General features: G+C 63.8%; 13 protein-coding genes. 7 read left to right on the forward strand and 6 right to left on the reverse strand.

Annotation, left to right across the window (positions count from 1 at the left end; all coding sequences use genetic code 11):
• Positions 1 to 185 precede the first annotated feature (185 nt).
• Positions 186 to 437, forward strand: coding sequence for a YkgJ family cysteine cluster protein (locus tag PG887_RS16305; RefSeq protein WP_010675884.1), 252 nt, complete (start codon positions 186 to 188; stop codon positions 435 to 437).
• Between the two features lie 166 nt (positions 438 to 603).
• On the opposite strand, the gene PG887_RS16310 is transcribed toward PG887_RS16305, so the two are convergent.
• Genes PG887_RS16310 through hemC form a run of 4 tightly spaced genes read right to left on the reverse strand, consistent with a single transcriptional unit; the run spans position 604 to position 4,561 of the window.
• Positions 604 to 1,767 (reverse strand): heme biosynthesis HemY N-terminal domain-containing protein, encoded by a 1,164-nt coding sequence (locus tag PG887_RS16310; RefSeq protein WP_104455149.1) that lies wholly within the window; start codon positions 1,765 to 1,767, stop codon positions 604 to 606.
• Positions 1,768 to 1,777: 10 nt separating this feature from the next.
• A complete protein-coding gene (locus PG887_RS16315; protein WP_104455150.1) occupies positions 1,778 to 2,854 on the reverse strand; it encodes a uroporphyrinogen-III C-methyltransferase in 1,077 nt (358 codons plus the stop codon).
• Positions 2,851 to 3,585 carry a uroporphyrinogen-III synthase gene (locus PG887_RS16320; protein WP_104456044.1) on the reverse strand — a complete coding sequence of 245 codons (735 nt, stop codon included), beginning with the start codon at positions 3,583 to 3,585 and terminating at the stop codon, positions 2,851 to 2,853. Before PG887_RS16320 ends, PG887_RS16315 begins: the two co-directional genes overlap by 4 nt.
• Positions 3,586 to 3,631: 46 nt before the next feature.
• Entirely contained in the window at positions 3,632 to 4,561 is a 930-nt protein-coding gene (gene hemC / locus PG887_RS16325) for a hydroxymethylbilane synthase (protein WP_152552589.1), read from the reverse strand.
• A gap of 323 nt (positions 4,562 to 4,884) precedes the next feature.
• Between hemC and PG887_RS16330 the strand changes: the two genes are divergently transcribed.
• Entirely contained in the window at positions 4,885 to 7,404 is a 2,520-nt protein-coding gene (locus PG887_RS16330) for a class I adenylate cyclase (RefSeq protein ID WP_270822292.1), read from the forward strand.
• Between the two features lie 186 nt (positions 7,405 to 7,590).
• On the opposite strand, the gene PG887_RS16335 is transcribed toward PG887_RS16330, so the two are convergent.
• Both PG887_RS16335 and cyaY read right to left on the reverse strand, forming a co-directional pair.
• Positions 7,591 to 8,244 (reverse strand): alpha/beta hydrolase, encoded by a 654-nt coding sequence (locus PG887_RS16335; protein ID WP_270822293.1) that lies wholly within the window; start codon positions 8,242 to 8,244, stop codon positions 7,591 to 7,593.
• Positions 8,241 to 8,555 carry an iron donor protein CyaY gene (gene cyaY / locus PG887_RS16340; protein ID WP_010672698.1) on the reverse strand — a complete coding sequence of 105 codons (315 nt, stop codon included), beginning with the start codon at positions 8,553 to 8,555 and terminating at the stop codon, positions 8,241 to 8,243. Before cyaY ends, PG887_RS16335 begins: the two co-directional genes overlap by 4 nt.
• A gap of 73 nt (positions 8,556 to 8,628) precedes the next feature.
• On the opposite strand from cyaY, the gene lptM reads away from it, so the two are divergent.
• The 5 genes from lptM (at position 8,629) to xerC (ending at position 12,723) form a co-directional block, all read left to right on the forward strand.
• Entirely contained in the window at positions 8,629 to 8,829 is a 201-nt protein-coding gene (lptM, locus tag PG887_RS16345) for an LPS translocon maturation chaperone LptM (protein WP_010672699.1), read from the forward strand.
• Positions 8,830 to 8,849: 20 nt separating this feature from the next.
• Complete coding sequence (lysA, locus tag PG887_RS16350; RefSeq protein ID WP_039039806.1) at positions 8,850 to 10,100, forward strand: diaminopimelate decarboxylase; 1,251 nt, start codon at positions 8,850 to 8,852, stop codon at positions 10,098 to 10,100.
• A 62-nt stretch (positions 10,101 to 10,162) separates the two neighbouring features.
• Entirely contained in the window at positions 10,163 to 10,993 is an 831-nt protein-coding gene (gene dapF, locus PG887_RS16355) for a diaminopimelate epimerase (RefSeq protein WP_029313578.1), read from the forward strand.
• A 79-nt stretch (positions 10,994 to 11,072) separates the two neighbouring features.
• Positions 11,073 to 11,753, forward strand: a complete 681-nt coding sequence (locus PG887_RS16360) for a DUF484 family protein (RefSeq protein ID WP_010672702.1) — start codon at positions 11,073 to 11,075, stop codon at positions 11,751 to 11,753.
• Positions 11,746 to 12,723: a tyrosine recombinase XerC gene (xerC, locus tag PG887_RS16365; protein ID WP_223915379.1), complete on the forward strand. Its 978-nt coding sequence runs from the start codon at positions 11,746 to 11,748 to the stop codon at positions 12,721 to 12,723. The genes PG887_RS16360 and xerC overlap by 8 nt, the downstream gene beginning before the upstream one ends.
• The last annotated feature ends 86 nt before the right edge of the window (positions 12,724 to 12,809 follow it).

Below are 12,809 nucleotides of genomic sequence, written 5' to 3' on the forward strand. Positions count from 1 at the left end.
CCAGTGATTGGTTCCGGATTGTCCTACAGCAGAAGGATCGGTCAATGGATCCTTAACTGATCAGCATTGCGGCACTGCCGGGCTTTTTGCGCTCTGCAGGGCGCCAGGGTGCCCGGGCAGGGATAAGGCTTAGGAGAAACCGGACTCCTTGCTACACTGCGGTGCCCCCACAGAGGAAAAATCACATGGAATGTCGTCAGGGATGCGGTGCTTGCTGCATCGCCCCCAGCATCAGCAGTGCCATTCCCGGCATGCCGGACGGCAAGCCCGCCGGTGTGCCCTGTGTGCAGCTCGATGCGCACCTGGGGTGCAAGATCTTCGGCCAGCCGGAGCGCCCGGCGGTGTGCGGCGGCTTTCGCCCCATGGCGGACGTGTGCGGCTCCCATCGCCAGGAGGCCATCTGGCTTATCGGCGAGCTGGAGCGGCTGACCGCCTGAGCCCTTGACCCTCTCCCTCGGGGAAAGGGGGTCTGCTTGTCCTCCTCATCCCCGCCCCTTCTCCCGCAAGGGAGAAGAGAGCCACCATTCGGAACAATGGCAATAAACAATCCCAATAAAAAGAGGCCGCAATTGCGGCCTCTTCCTGTTTCGTGACGAACTGGCGTCAGACGTCGGCCAGCTGCAATGCCTGGCGGTAGTACTCGTTGGCCTTGTTGGTCAGGCGGCGCTTGTCCATCACCTGGCCGAGGGCGTGGTAGAGGGCGGCATCAGGCGCCTTCGCCACCTCCTGCTCCAGCAGGCGCTGGGCGTCGTCCAGCTGACCGGCCAGCAGGCAGACCCGGGCCAGCGCCGCCTCGGCGCCCGGCTGATCCTGGATCTTTCTGAGCAGGGTCAGCATGGGCTGGTAGTCGTCCAGTTTGAGCTTGGGCAGGCGGGCGAACAGCTCGGGGGAGGGATCCTTGCGCAGGGCATCCAGCCAGAGATCGGCGGCTTCGGCATCGGCCCCCAATCGGCGCAGGCGATCCCCGTAACTGGCCAGCAGCACGGGATCCTGGCGCTGTTTGCGGGGCAGACCCTGCCAGACCGTGCGCAGGGTGTCGAGGGAGCCGCTGGCGGCCTCCAGACGACCGCACCACGCCTGGTGCAGCAGGGTCTCTTCCTGCTGGGCGGTCAGCTTGCCCACCTTGCGCAGGGCAGGGGCGAGATCGATGAGGGCCGTCCAGTCTTCACGGGCCAGGTACACCTGACGCAGCTGATCCAGCACCATGGGGTGGCGCGGGTTGAGGGCATAGATGGACTCGAGGCGGCCGAGGGCGCTGTCGTACTGGCCCTGCTCAATCTGCAACTGGGTCTGGATCAGGGTCAGTGCCAGCTCTGCCTTGGGGTTCTCTTCCTGGGCTTTCTGCAGGTAGTGATCCCGGCGCACGTCATCGCCCCGGGCCTGGGCCACCCGGGCGGCGCTCAGGTAGTTGAGCAGCGGGGTGTCGCTGTTGTCTGCGCCCTTGATGAGAAGCTTCTCGGCCTGGTTGTAGTGCCCCTCTGCCATGGCCAGGGTGGCATTGACGGTTTGCAGGTTGGCCTTGCGGCGGCGGCGGGAGCCGAACCAGCCCTGGGTCTTGCGGCGCAGGCCGAACAGGCGGGCCAGCACCCATTCCACGATGAGCAGGGCGCCGTAGAACAGCACCGCCAGGATCACCGCGCTGGTGACCGAGGATTCCACCGTGTAGTTGCCCAGCGAGATGAGCACATAACCCTTGTTGCCGGAGGCTTCGGGACCGAAGATGAGGCCCGCCACCATCACGGCGACTATGACGATCAGACGAATCATGGTCTCCTCCTCAGTTGCCGGCCAGGATGCGTTGCAGGCGTTCGGTCAGCACCTGTTCCAGCATGGTCTGGGTCTTGAACTGATCCGGGTAGTCAAACTGGATCTGCTCGCCTTTGAGCTTGTCGAGCTCGGACTGCATGTACTGGGTGGCGCTGTTGTCGGCATCGAAATACTGGGTCAGCCAGCGCTGGGCCTTCTCCAGGCTGTCGACATAGAGGGACTGCTGTTCACGATAGACGGCGAGCTGGGCCTGCAGCAGCTTGGTCTTGAGGTTCTCCCGCAGGAAGATCTCCTGCTGCGGGGAGAGCAGGGCTTCCACGGCGCCATCGCGGCGACGGATGGTGATGAAGTTTTCGGTGAACTTGACCCAGTTCTTCTTCAGGTTGCTCTGCCACTCGTCCGGGTTGGTGCTGACGGTCTGGTCGGGCTCGCTCTTGGCTTCCGGCATGCTGACGGTGGAGAGGGGCAGCAGCTCGATCTGGTCCGAGAGGGCGGCCAGCTTCAGGGTCAACCCTTCGCGATCGACTCGCGGCATCCCCTTGAGCTTGGCGATGTCTTCCGCCAGCGCCTTGCGGATGGGCATCAGGCTGGGGTCGTTGAGCGCCTTGATGCGCTCGTCGGCGTTGCCGAGCAATGTGATGGCGGAGACGATGTCGTGTTCGAGCCACAGCTTGCGGCCCGCCATGCGCACCAGGTATTCGGATTCGGCCAGCATCCAGTCGTTGGGGCGCTTGTCGTCCAGATCCAGCACCTTGGTCTGCAAGGCGTCCAGCGCCTCCTGCAACTGCTGCTGGCTCTTGCCGAGGGCACCGATCTGTTCGGCATCCTTGCTGCTGCCCTGATCAATCCTGGTCATGGCGCCGGCCAGTTGCTGCTTGAGGGCTACCAGTTCGGCCTGCTGGGCAACGGCGTTCTGGTGTCCGTGGACATAGAGACCGCCGGTCAGTCCCAGGGCCAGCAGAATGGCGATGCCGCCGAGCACGGCACCCGAGCCGCCCTTCTTGCCGTCGGGGGCCTTCTGGCCGGGCTGGTTGTTGTCGGCCACGGGGGCCGCGGCACTCGGCTGGACTTCTTGCTGTTCAGTCATTCCATCTTCCTCAGTTCCAGGGCGGCCACCAGAGCCTGGTTGGATGCACCTTGGGCAATCACGATACGGGTAAAACCAGCCTCCCCGGCCATCTCGGCCACCCGGGGACTGGGCACCACCAGCAGGCGGTCATAAAGCCAGGGGTGCTGCGGGCCGGGCACCAGCGCCAGCAGCCGCTGCAGCAGTTCACCGCTGGTGACGAGCAGGCTGTCGAGGCCGGCTCCTTGCCAGCGGCGGGTCAATGCATCCCCGTCAAGGTCGGGGTAGTGGCGCTCGTAGGTGGCACAATAGTGCACCAGTGCGCCGCGTGAGGCCAGCGTCCGGGCGATGAGATCCCGCCCGTCGTTGCCGCGCAGGATCAGCACCCGCTTGCCGCTCACTCCCTGCAGGGCCGGCAGGGCCAGCAGGCCTTCGCTGCGGGGATCGTCCGGGCGCAGCGCCTGGATACCCGCCTCGGCGAAGGCATCCGCGCTTGCCTGACCGACCGCAAAGTAATCAATATGTGGCCAGGTCAGACCAGTTTGCAACAGAAAATGATGTGCAAAATGAACGGCATGCATGCTGACGGCGATGACGATGTCCGCTGCAGGCAGCCATTCGGGCAGGCGGGCGAGTTCGCTGCCCGGACGGGTTTCCAGCAGCGGGCAGCAGAGCGGAGCGTGACCGTGCTGACGCAGCAGGGCTGTCAGCTCGGCGGCCTGGGCGGCCGGACGCACCACCAGGGGGACCATCAGGCCGCGCCCCGGCAGGGTGGCCATGATCCGATCCTGACCGGACTCATGCCCGGTAGACCTCGGCCAGTATGGTGTCTGCCCCGTCGGCCAGCAGACGCCGGGCCAGCGCTTCTCCCAGGGCCTCGCCGTCGGCCAGGGGGCCGCGGATCTCGTCGCGGATGACGCGGGCACCGTCCGGGCTACCCACCAGGCCCCGCAGCCAGACCTCGTTCCCCTGCACCAGGGCATAGGCACCGATAGGTACCTGGCAGCCCCCCTGCAGGGCGCGGTTCATGGCCCGTTCGGTGAGTACCCGGATGCGGGTCTCGGCGTGCTCCAGCGGCGCCAGCAGGGCGTGCAGCTCAACATCGTCCAGGCGGCACTCGATGCCGACCGCCCCCTGGCCGTTGGCGGGCAGGCTCTGCTCCGGCTCGATGAAGGCGGTGATGCGATGGGCCATCTCCAGCCGTTTCAGACCGGCGGCGGCCAGGATGATGGCGTCGTAGTCACCGGCATCCAGCTTGGCGAGGCGGGTGTTGACGTTGCCGCGCAGGTCGCGGATCACGAGATCCGGGCGAGCCGCGCGCAACTGGCACTGACGGCGCAGGCTGGAGGTGCCGACCACGGCCCCCTGCGGCAGCTCGTCAATGGCGGTGAAGCGGTTGGAGACGAAGGCATCGCGCGGGTCTTCCCGCTCGCAGATGGTGTGCAGGCCGAGTCCCTCGGGAAACTCCACCGGCACGTCTTTCATGGAGTGAACGGCGATGTCGGCCCGCCCTTCGAGCATGGCAGTCTCCAGCTCCTTGACGAACAACCCCTTGCCACCGACCTTGGCGAGCGGGGTATCGAGGATCTTGTCACCCTGGGTGCTCATGGGCACCAGTTCGACCTGCAGATCGGGGTGGAGCGCCTCCAGCCGATCTTTCACAAAGTTGGCCTGCCACAGGGCCAGTGGGCTCTTGCGAGTGGCAATTCTCAGGGTTCGGGCTGCCATATCAATCAGTTGTTTCATCTTTAGAGAGGAAAACGATCTTACCACCCTTTGCAGGGGCTTTCATGGCGCAGCCCGCAAAAGCGGGGCCAAGCTCAAAAACGGCAGTTGAAAAGAATTTTCATTACGCCAAAAATTGATTTTAAGACACTGAAAATACAGTGTTTTATTGCTTTCCATTGATACCGTTAAGGCAGTGCTCAGAAATAATCCGGTGATTGTGTGCGGGCTTGTTTACCACCGCTGTTTGCATTGTTAACATGATCACACTTTTTTGACGTCTCCCCGTTTTGGTGCGTCATTTCTCTTCCCCCATAGGTAGGGCATTGCTGGTAAAACTCGACACGCTGGTGGCGCGCTACGACGAGCTGAATCGTCTCAAGACGCAACGAGCGCTGGATCTCATGAGTCGCTACGGGCAGCAGGTTTTCCACTTGCTGCCTGTCATGCTGCACTTCAATCACCCCCTGTTGCCCGGTTATGTGGCAGGGGATGTGCCTCATGGTATCTGGAGTTTTGTCGCCAACGAGGCCCAGCAGGCCTTCATCCAGGATCTCTGCCAGAACGCCAACTGCCAGGGTGGTCTCAGTACCCACGACAAGTCCATCCAGGGCCTCTACTCCATGGGGAGCACCTCCTCCATCGGTCAGTGCTGCCACTCGGATCTCGACATCTGGGTCTGTCACGTGGCCGGTCTGTCGAGCGAGCGCCTCGCCCTGCTGGAACAGAAGTGCCAGCACCTCTCCATGTGGGCCGAGCAGCGGGGGGTCGATCTCAACTTCTTCCTGATCCCCGAAGACAAGTTCCGTCAGCGCAACGATGCCCAGATGCAGGGGGAGAGCTGCGGCAGCGCCCAGCACCTGCTGCTGCTTGACGAGTTCTACCGCAGTGCCATGCACATCGCCGGCAAGCGGCTGCTCTGGTATCTGGTGCCGGCCGAATATGACGATCACTACGACGACTACGTCAACGGCCTGTTTGCCCACGGCAAGTTGAGCCAGGATGACTGGCTCGATCTGGGGGGCTTTGATCGCATTCCTGCCGAGGAGTATTTCGGCTCCGCCCTGTGGCAGCTCTACAAGGGGATCGACTCCCCCTACAAGGCGGTGCTCAAGTCGGTGCTGATGGAGGCCTACTCCCACGAGTATCCCAACACCCGGCTGCTGTCGGTGACCAGTCGCGACTGGTTCCAGCACAACGAGGGGATGCACTACCGTCTCGACAACTACTGCCTGATGCTGGACAAGGTGACCAACTACCTCAAGTCCATCGGCGACATGCAGCGCCTCGATCTGGTGCGTCGCTGCTTCTATCTGAAGGTGTGCGACGGGCTGAGCCATCCCAAGGAAGATCACTCCCCGGACTGGCGCCGGGAGCAGATGGCCCAGCTGGTAGCCTACTGGGGCTGGAGTCCGGAGCGCCTTTACCACCTTGATCACCGCCAGGAGTGGAAGGTCGAGGACGTCAAGGTGGCCTACGCCGAGTTGCTGGAGGCCCTGATGCAGAGCTACCGCAATCTCATCCAGTTCGCCCGGCGCAACAACATCAGCGAGTCCATCAACCCGGAAGACATCGGCATCCTGTCGCGCAAGCTCTATGCCGCATTCGAGAGCCTGCCGGGCAAGGTGCAGCGCATCAACCTCAAGATTGCACCGGATCTCGGCGAGCCGGATCTCAGCCTGGTACAGGTGCCCCACGGTCGCCTGAATCGCGCCGGCTGGTATCTCTACAAGCATTCCCTCGAACCCGCCGACATCATCGGCCGGGCGCCGCTCGAATATAACGGCTACATCAGCAAGCTGGTTGCCTGGGCCTATTTCAACGGCCTGCTGACGCCCCAGTCCCGGGTGCACCTGTTCAACCAGGGCTCGGATCTGCACATCGACAACCTGCATCAGTTCTGTCGCGATCTCTCCGGCACCTTCCCGGTCAAGTATCCCCGCGCGACCAACCTGGCCCTGAGCCGGCCGTGCGAGATCCGCCAGCTCTCCATCTTCCTGAACCTGGAGACGGACCCGTCCAGCCACTGGGTGGGGCAGGTGATCGAGTTCGATGCCAACGCCGCCGATGTCTTCTCGTTCGGTCGCAACCAGGAGTGTCTGGTGGGATCCGTGGATCTCGTCTATCGCAACTCCTGGAGCGAGATCCGCACCCTGCACTTCGAGGGAGAGGAAGCCGTGGTGGACGCCCTCACCACCATCCTCGGCAAGATGCACCAGGATGCCGCGGCCCCCGAGATGATCGAGGTGTTCTGCTACAGCCAGCACTTCCGCTCCCTGGTGCGCACCCGCTTCCAGCAGCTTGTGGCTGAATGCATCGAGCTGCGCCTGGCCCGGGACAAGCAGCAGCTGGTCAAGACGCTGGCGCTCGGCAAGGAGAAGTACGGCATCTTCTTCGAGCGGCGCGGGGTGTCGGTCAAGAAGCTGGAAAACGCCATCGACTTCTACCGCCACATCTCCCACAACAAGCTGGATCACCTGCCGCTGCGCCTCGACAAGACTCACAGCCAGCACCTGCCCGGTATCGTCGACGCCTACGCCAGCGAAGGGCTGGTGCAGTTCTTCTTCGATACCCGGGATGCAGGCACCAACATCTATATCCTGGACGAGGCGAATCGGGTGGAGATCTACCAGCACTTCGCCGGCAACAAGGACGAACTGGTACAGGGGGTGAACCGGTTCTACACCTCGGGTCACGAGCGATTCAGCAATGCGGGTCAGTTCAGCAACTTCAACCTGCCCCAGTACTACGAAATCGTGCAGGTGGGTGACAAACTCGATGTGATCCCCTACCGCAGCCAGAGCCCGCAGCGGGACACGCCAGGCGCGGCGCAGGAAGTAGGATGATGTGCTGATAACAGCACCGGCAAGATGGCAAACGGCCTGCATGATGCAGGCCGTTGTCCTATCCGTGGTACGGGAATCTGGCGTGGAGGGGGCGCAGCCAGTGACGGATGTCGGCGAGCATCGCCGTCAGGGATGAAAGCAAACGGCCTGCTGATGCAGGCCGTTGTCTTACCCGTGATCCGACAATCAGGCGCCGAGGCGGGCCAGCAACCAGCTGCGAATGTCGCCCAGCTGGGGGCGGCAGATCTCGTGGCGCATGGGGTATTCGTGCCACTCGGGGCTGAGTCCCGCCGCTTCCAGCCGGTTCTTGGCGTCCCAGCCCATGGAGAGGTTCACCACGTCGTCATAGATGCCGTGCATGTAGCAGATGGGCAGGGCGCGGACCGCCTCGCTCATTTCGCCGGGCAGGGCATCGGGTACCGCCAGATAGGTGGACATGCAGAGCAGGCCTGCCAGGGGCACCGGATGACGCAGGGCGGTGAAGGAGGCGATGACGCCCCCCTGGGAAAAGCCGGCCAGCACGATGCGCTCGGGGGCGAAACCCTCGGCCACCAACTGTTCGATCAGCGAAGCGATACGGGCTGCTGACTCCCTGACATGGGACTCCACGGCGCGATCCGCCGGATCCTCGAAGCTCTTGATGTCGTACCAGCCGCGCATCCGGTAGCCCATGTTGATGGTGATGGGGCGCTCGGGAGCATCCGGCAGCAGATGGCGGACGGGCAGGTCGGCGGGCAGGGCCAGCGCCTCCACCAGGGGGGCGAGGCCGGCGCCGGAGTCCCCCAGCCCGTGCAGCCAGATCACCGCATGGCGGGCACCTTCGGGATGCAGATCCGTCATGAGAAGACCACGGGCTCGCCGGCCTGGGTGGTGCAGGCCCGGGTCAGCAGGGCCTTGAGCTCGTCGCCGAAGCGGTTGTCGATCCAGCTGTCACCGCGCAGCTCGAAGTGGAAGCCGTTCTCCCGGGTGGCGACCCAGATCTGGTGCAGGGGCTCCTGCTTGTTGATGATGACCTTGGTCTTGTTCTCGAAGCTCAGGGTCAGCACCCCGCCGGCGCGTTCGCAGTCGATATCCGGATACCCCTCGTCGATGGTGTCTTCCACATACTGGAAAAAGGCGTCGGTCAGGGCGTGATACTCGTGATCCTTCATCGGTTTATCCTGTTGCTTTTAACAATGTGAGTGCGATTATAGAGGGCCAAAAATTTTTTCGCAGCGAACCATTATGATTACCCAGTTCACCAAGTGCCTGTTTGCCGCGTCGCTGTCGCTCGGGTTGGCCGCCTGTGGCCTGACGGGGCCGCTCTACATGCCGCCGGCCGAACAGCCCGCACCTGCAGAGCAGACACAGCCCAAGACAGAGAGTACACCGCAAGCCGCCTCGCCTGCGACCGCTACACCGGCCTCAGAGGCCGCGCCGCAATAATCTAGGAAGGAACCGCCCCCTTGGATCACTTTAACTACGACGCAGACGGTCAGCTTCAGGCCGAACAGCTTCCCCTGCAACAGCTTGCCGACCAGTACGGCACTCCGCTCTATGTCTACTCCCGCGCCACCCTGGAACGCCACTGGCATGCCTTCGACCAGGCGGCTGGCGACATTCCCCACCTGATCTGCTACGCGGTCAAGGCCAACTCCAACCTGGCCCTGCTCAATCTGCTGGCACGCCTCGGTTCGGGCTTTGACATCGTCTCCGGCGGCGAGCTGTCCCGGGTGCTGGCGGCGGGCGGTGATCCGGCCAAGGTGGTCTTCTCCGGCGTCGCCAAGAGCGAAGCCGAGATGCGCCTTGCGCTGGAAAAAGAGATCCTCTGCTTCAACCTGGAGTCCGAAGCCGAGCTGGAGCGCCTGAACCGGGTCGCAGGCAGCATGGGCAAGAAGGCGCGGGTCTCGGTGCGGGTCAACCCGGACATCGACGCAGGCACGCACCCCTATATCTCCACCGGCCTCAAGCAGAACAAGTTCGGCATCCCCATCGAACAGGCGCCCGCCATCTATCGCAAGGCGGCGGCCATGGCCCACATCGAGATCAAGGGGGTGGATTGCCACATCGGCTCGCAACTTACTGAATTGAATCCCTTTATGGAGGCGGCGGACAAGCTGCTCAAGCTCATCGACGAGCTGGCGGCGGAAGGCATCCACATCCATCACCTGGACGTGGGCGGCGGTCTGGGGGTCAACTACGGCGCCGAGCAGCCGCCGCACCCCACCGAGTATGCCGAGGCGCTCAAGCAGAAGCTGGCGGGCCGGGATCTGACCCTCTTGTTCGAACCGGGCCGCGCCATCGTCGCCAACGCCGGTGTACTGCTGACCCGGGTCGAGTTCCTCAAACCCGGCGAGACCCGCAACTTCGCCCTGATCGACGCCGGCATGAACGATCTGCTGCGCCCCTCCCTCTACGGCGCCTGGATGAACATCATCGAGGTGGACAGCCGTGCAACCCACGAGAAGGCACTCTATGACGTGGTGGGCCCGGTGTGCGAGACCGGCGACTTCCTCGGCAAGGAGCGTACCCTGGCGATTGCCGAGGGCTCCCTGCTGGCGGTGCGTTCCGCTGGCGCCTACGGCTTTACCATGTCCTCCAACTACAACACCCGACCCCGTGCGGCCGAGGTGCTGGTGGACGGTGACCAGGCGCACCTCATCCGTGAGCGGGAGCAGTTGGCGGATCTCTGGCGTGGCGAGCACCTGCTGCCGTGATGGATGGATTTTCAGCGTTCCTCCATGTGAGAGCGTGATTAACGGTGAGACAGGAACGCGCGATGTTGATTGAGTTTTCCAAAATGCACGGCCTCGGTAACGACTTCATGGTGGTGGATGGCGTCACCCAGAAGGTGTTCTTCAGCAACGACATCATCAAGAAGCTGGCGGATCGTCACTTCGGTATCGGCTTCGACCAGCTGTTGCTGGTGGAGCCGCCCTATGACCCCGAGCTCGACTTCCATTACCGCATCTTCAATGCCGACGGCAGCGAGGTGGAACAGTGCGGCAACGGGGCCCGTTGCTTCGCCCGTTTCGTGCGTCTCAAGGGGCTGGTCAACCGGGATCGCATCGCGGTCAGCACCGCCCGGGGCCGCATCACTCTGCAGCTGGAAGGGGAGAACCAGGTCACGGTCAACATGGGGGTGCCCCAGTTCGAGCCGGGCAAGATCCCGTTCCGTGCCCAGAAGGCGGAGAAGACGTATCTGCTGCGGGCCCAGGATCACACCGTGATGTGCGGCGCCGTCTCCATGGGCAACCCTCACTGCGTCATCGAGGTGCCCTCGGTGGCCGATGCGCCGGTGGAGACCCTGGGACCCATCATGGAGCGCCACGAGCGCTTCCCCGAGCGGGTCAACGTCGGCTTCATGGAGATGGTCAACGCCAGCGAGATCAAGCTGCGGGTCTTCGAACGCGGGGTGGGGGAGACCCTGGCCTGTGGGACCGGGGCCTGTGCGGCCGTGGTGATAGGCATCAGCCAGGGCAAGCTCAAGGAGCGGGTCACCGTCACCCTGCCGGGTGGCAAGCTGACCATCGCCTGGAAGGGACCGGGTCAGCCCGTCTACATGACGGGGCCGGCCGAGCACGTCTTTGACGGCCAGATAGAGTTGTAGACAAGGAGCGGGTGATCCCGCTCCATCAACGGATCATATCGGGGCCCTTGGCCCCTTTTTCGGATGGATCAACCAAGTTATGAGCGAACTCAAACGGCAGGAATCACTGGTGGATGAAGCCACAGTGCTGGAGTACCTGGCCCGTTATCCCGAGTTTTTCCTGCGTCACGGGGCCATGCTGGACAAGATCCGCATTCCCCATGCGCAAAAGGGCACCATCTCCCTGGTGGAGCGCCAGCTGGACAGACAGCGGGAGCGCATCGAGCAGCTGGAGCAGGAGATCACCGAACTGATGGGGGTCGCCAGCGAGAACGAGCGGATCTTCCGGGTCTATGCGGATCTCTACGGGGAGATCTACGGCTGCCAGACCCTGTTCGAGCTGAGCGCCGTGATGGGCAAGGCCTTCGTCCAGCGGCTGCGACTCACCGGCCTGCGGCTCTGGCTCAACCCCAGGCATTTCCAGCTGAGCGGCCCCGAGCAGCGTTTCCTGGCGCAGGGCAAACAGCTCGAACAACTGCTGGGCCAGCGCCTGCCCGGCACGGACTACTATTTTGGTCGCCTCAACCAGAGCGAGAAGCAGGCGTTGTTTGGCAATGATGTGCTGGTCAACTCGGTGGCCCTGATGCGGCTCGGGGAGCTCGGCGTGCTGGCCTTCGCGAGCTCGGATCCCAGCCACTTCACCCCCCACAACGACACCCTGCTGCTGGGTCAGCTGGGGCGTCTGTTGCAGCTGCGTCTGCCCGAGCTGGCCCGTGGCTAAGGCAACGACCCGATCCCCTGCCAGGACGCCCCCTGCCGCCGACCCCCTGCCGGTCGCACTGGCGGGGGAGCTGAACGCCTTTATCGAATACCTGCGGGTCGAGCGCCAGCTCAGCCCCCACACCCGCAGCAACTATCAGGCCCACCTGGAAGCCATGACCGCCGAGCTGGTGAAGCTCGGGGTCGACGACTGGGCCCGGCTCGAGGCGAGCCAGGTGCGCAGTCTGGTGACCCGCATGCACAAGGGGGGGCTGGCGCCCCGTTCCCTTGCCACCAAGGTGTCGGCCCTGCGCAGCTTCTGCGACTGGCAGGTGCGCCAGGGGCGGCTCACCGCCAACCCGGCGCGTGGCATCGTCACCCCCAAGCAGGGGCGGCCCCTGCCCAAGAACCTGGACGTGGACGAGATGTACCAGCTGCTCAACATCACCGACGAGCAGGATCCGCTGGCGGTGCGGGATCGCGCCATCATGGAGCTGATGTACTCCTCCGGCCTGCGCCTTGCCGAGCTGGTGGGGCTCAACCTCGCGGACGTGAAGCTCGAGGAGCGCCAGCTCAGGGTGATCGGCAAGGGCTCGCGGGAGCGGGTGCTGCCCATCGGGCGGATGGCGGTGGAGTGGTTGCACAAGTGGCTCAAGGTACGCCCCCTGCTGGCCGGTGACGAGGGGGAGGCATTGTTCGTCTCCAAGCGCAGGCAGCGGCTCTCGGCCCGCTCGGTACAGGAGCGGCTCGACGGCTGGGGCAACAAGCAGGCGCTCAATGCCCACGTGCATCCCCACAAGCTGCGCCACAGCTTCGCCACCCACATGCTGGAATCCTCCGGCGATCTGCGGGCGGTGCAGGAGCTGCTGGGGCATGCGGATCTCTCCACCACCCAGATCTATACCCACCTCGACTTCCAGCATCTGGCCAAGGTATATGACAGTGCCCACCCGCGGGCGAAGCGGGATCCGGAAACGCCGGAGGATGAGTGATGTGGTGTGTGATCTGCGGAGATGACAATCTCCACGTCGCCCGGGTCAGGCGGGAGCTCGCAACGCCAGAGGATGAGGAGTAAAGA

It is taken from the genome of Aeromonas sp. QDB14 (assembly GCF_027707845.1).
GTDB classification, from domain to species: Bacteria; Pseudomonadota; Gammaproteobacteria; order Enterobacterales; family Aeromonadaceae; genus Aeromonas; species Aeromonas caviae.

What these genes read in the sequence shown, in the direction of transcription:
- PG887_RS16305 (WP_010675884.1), top strand. Translation starts at nt 186, where the DNA reads ATGGAATGTCGTCAGGGATGCGGTGCTTGCTGCATCGCCCCCAGCATC.
- PG887_RS16310 (WP_104455149.1), bottom strand. Translation starts at nt 1,767, where the DNA reads ATGATTCGTCTGATCGTCATAGTCGCCGTGATGGTGGCGGGCCTCATC.
- PG887_RS16315 (WP_104455150.1), bottom strand. Translation starts at nt 2,854, where the DNA reads ATGACTGAACAGCAAGAAGTCCAGCCGAGTGCCGCGGCCCCCGTGGCC.
- PG887_RS16320 (WP_104456044.1), bottom strand. Translation starts at nt 3,585, where the DNA reads ATGGTCCCCCTGGTGGTGCGTCCGGCCGCCCAGGCCGCCGAGCTGACA.
- hemC (WP_152552589.1), bottom strand. Translation starts at nt 4,561, where the DNA reads ATGGCAGCCCGAACCCTGAGAATTGCCACTCGCAAGAGCCCACTGGCC.
- PG887_RS16335 (WP_270822293.1), bottom strand. Translation starts at nt 8,244, where the DNA reads ATGACGGATCTGCATCCCGAAGGTGCCCGCCATGCGGTGATCTGGCTG.
- cyaY (WP_010672698.1), bottom strand. Translation starts at nt 8,555, where the DNA reads ATGAAGGATCACGAGTATCACGCCCTGACCGACGCCTTTTTCCAGTAT.
- lptM (WP_010672699.1), top strand. Translation starts at nt 8,629, where the DNA reads ATGATTACCCAGTTCACCAAGTGCCTGTTTGCCGCGTCGCTGTCGCTC.
- dapF (WP_029313578.1), top strand. Translation starts at nt 10,163, where the DNA reads ATGTTGATTGAGTTTTCCAAAATGCACGGCCTCGGTAACGACTTCATG.
- PG887_RS16360 (WP_010672702.1), top strand. Translation starts at nt 11,073, where the DNA reads ATGAGCGAACTCAAACGGCAGGAATCACTGGTGGATGAAGCCACAGTG.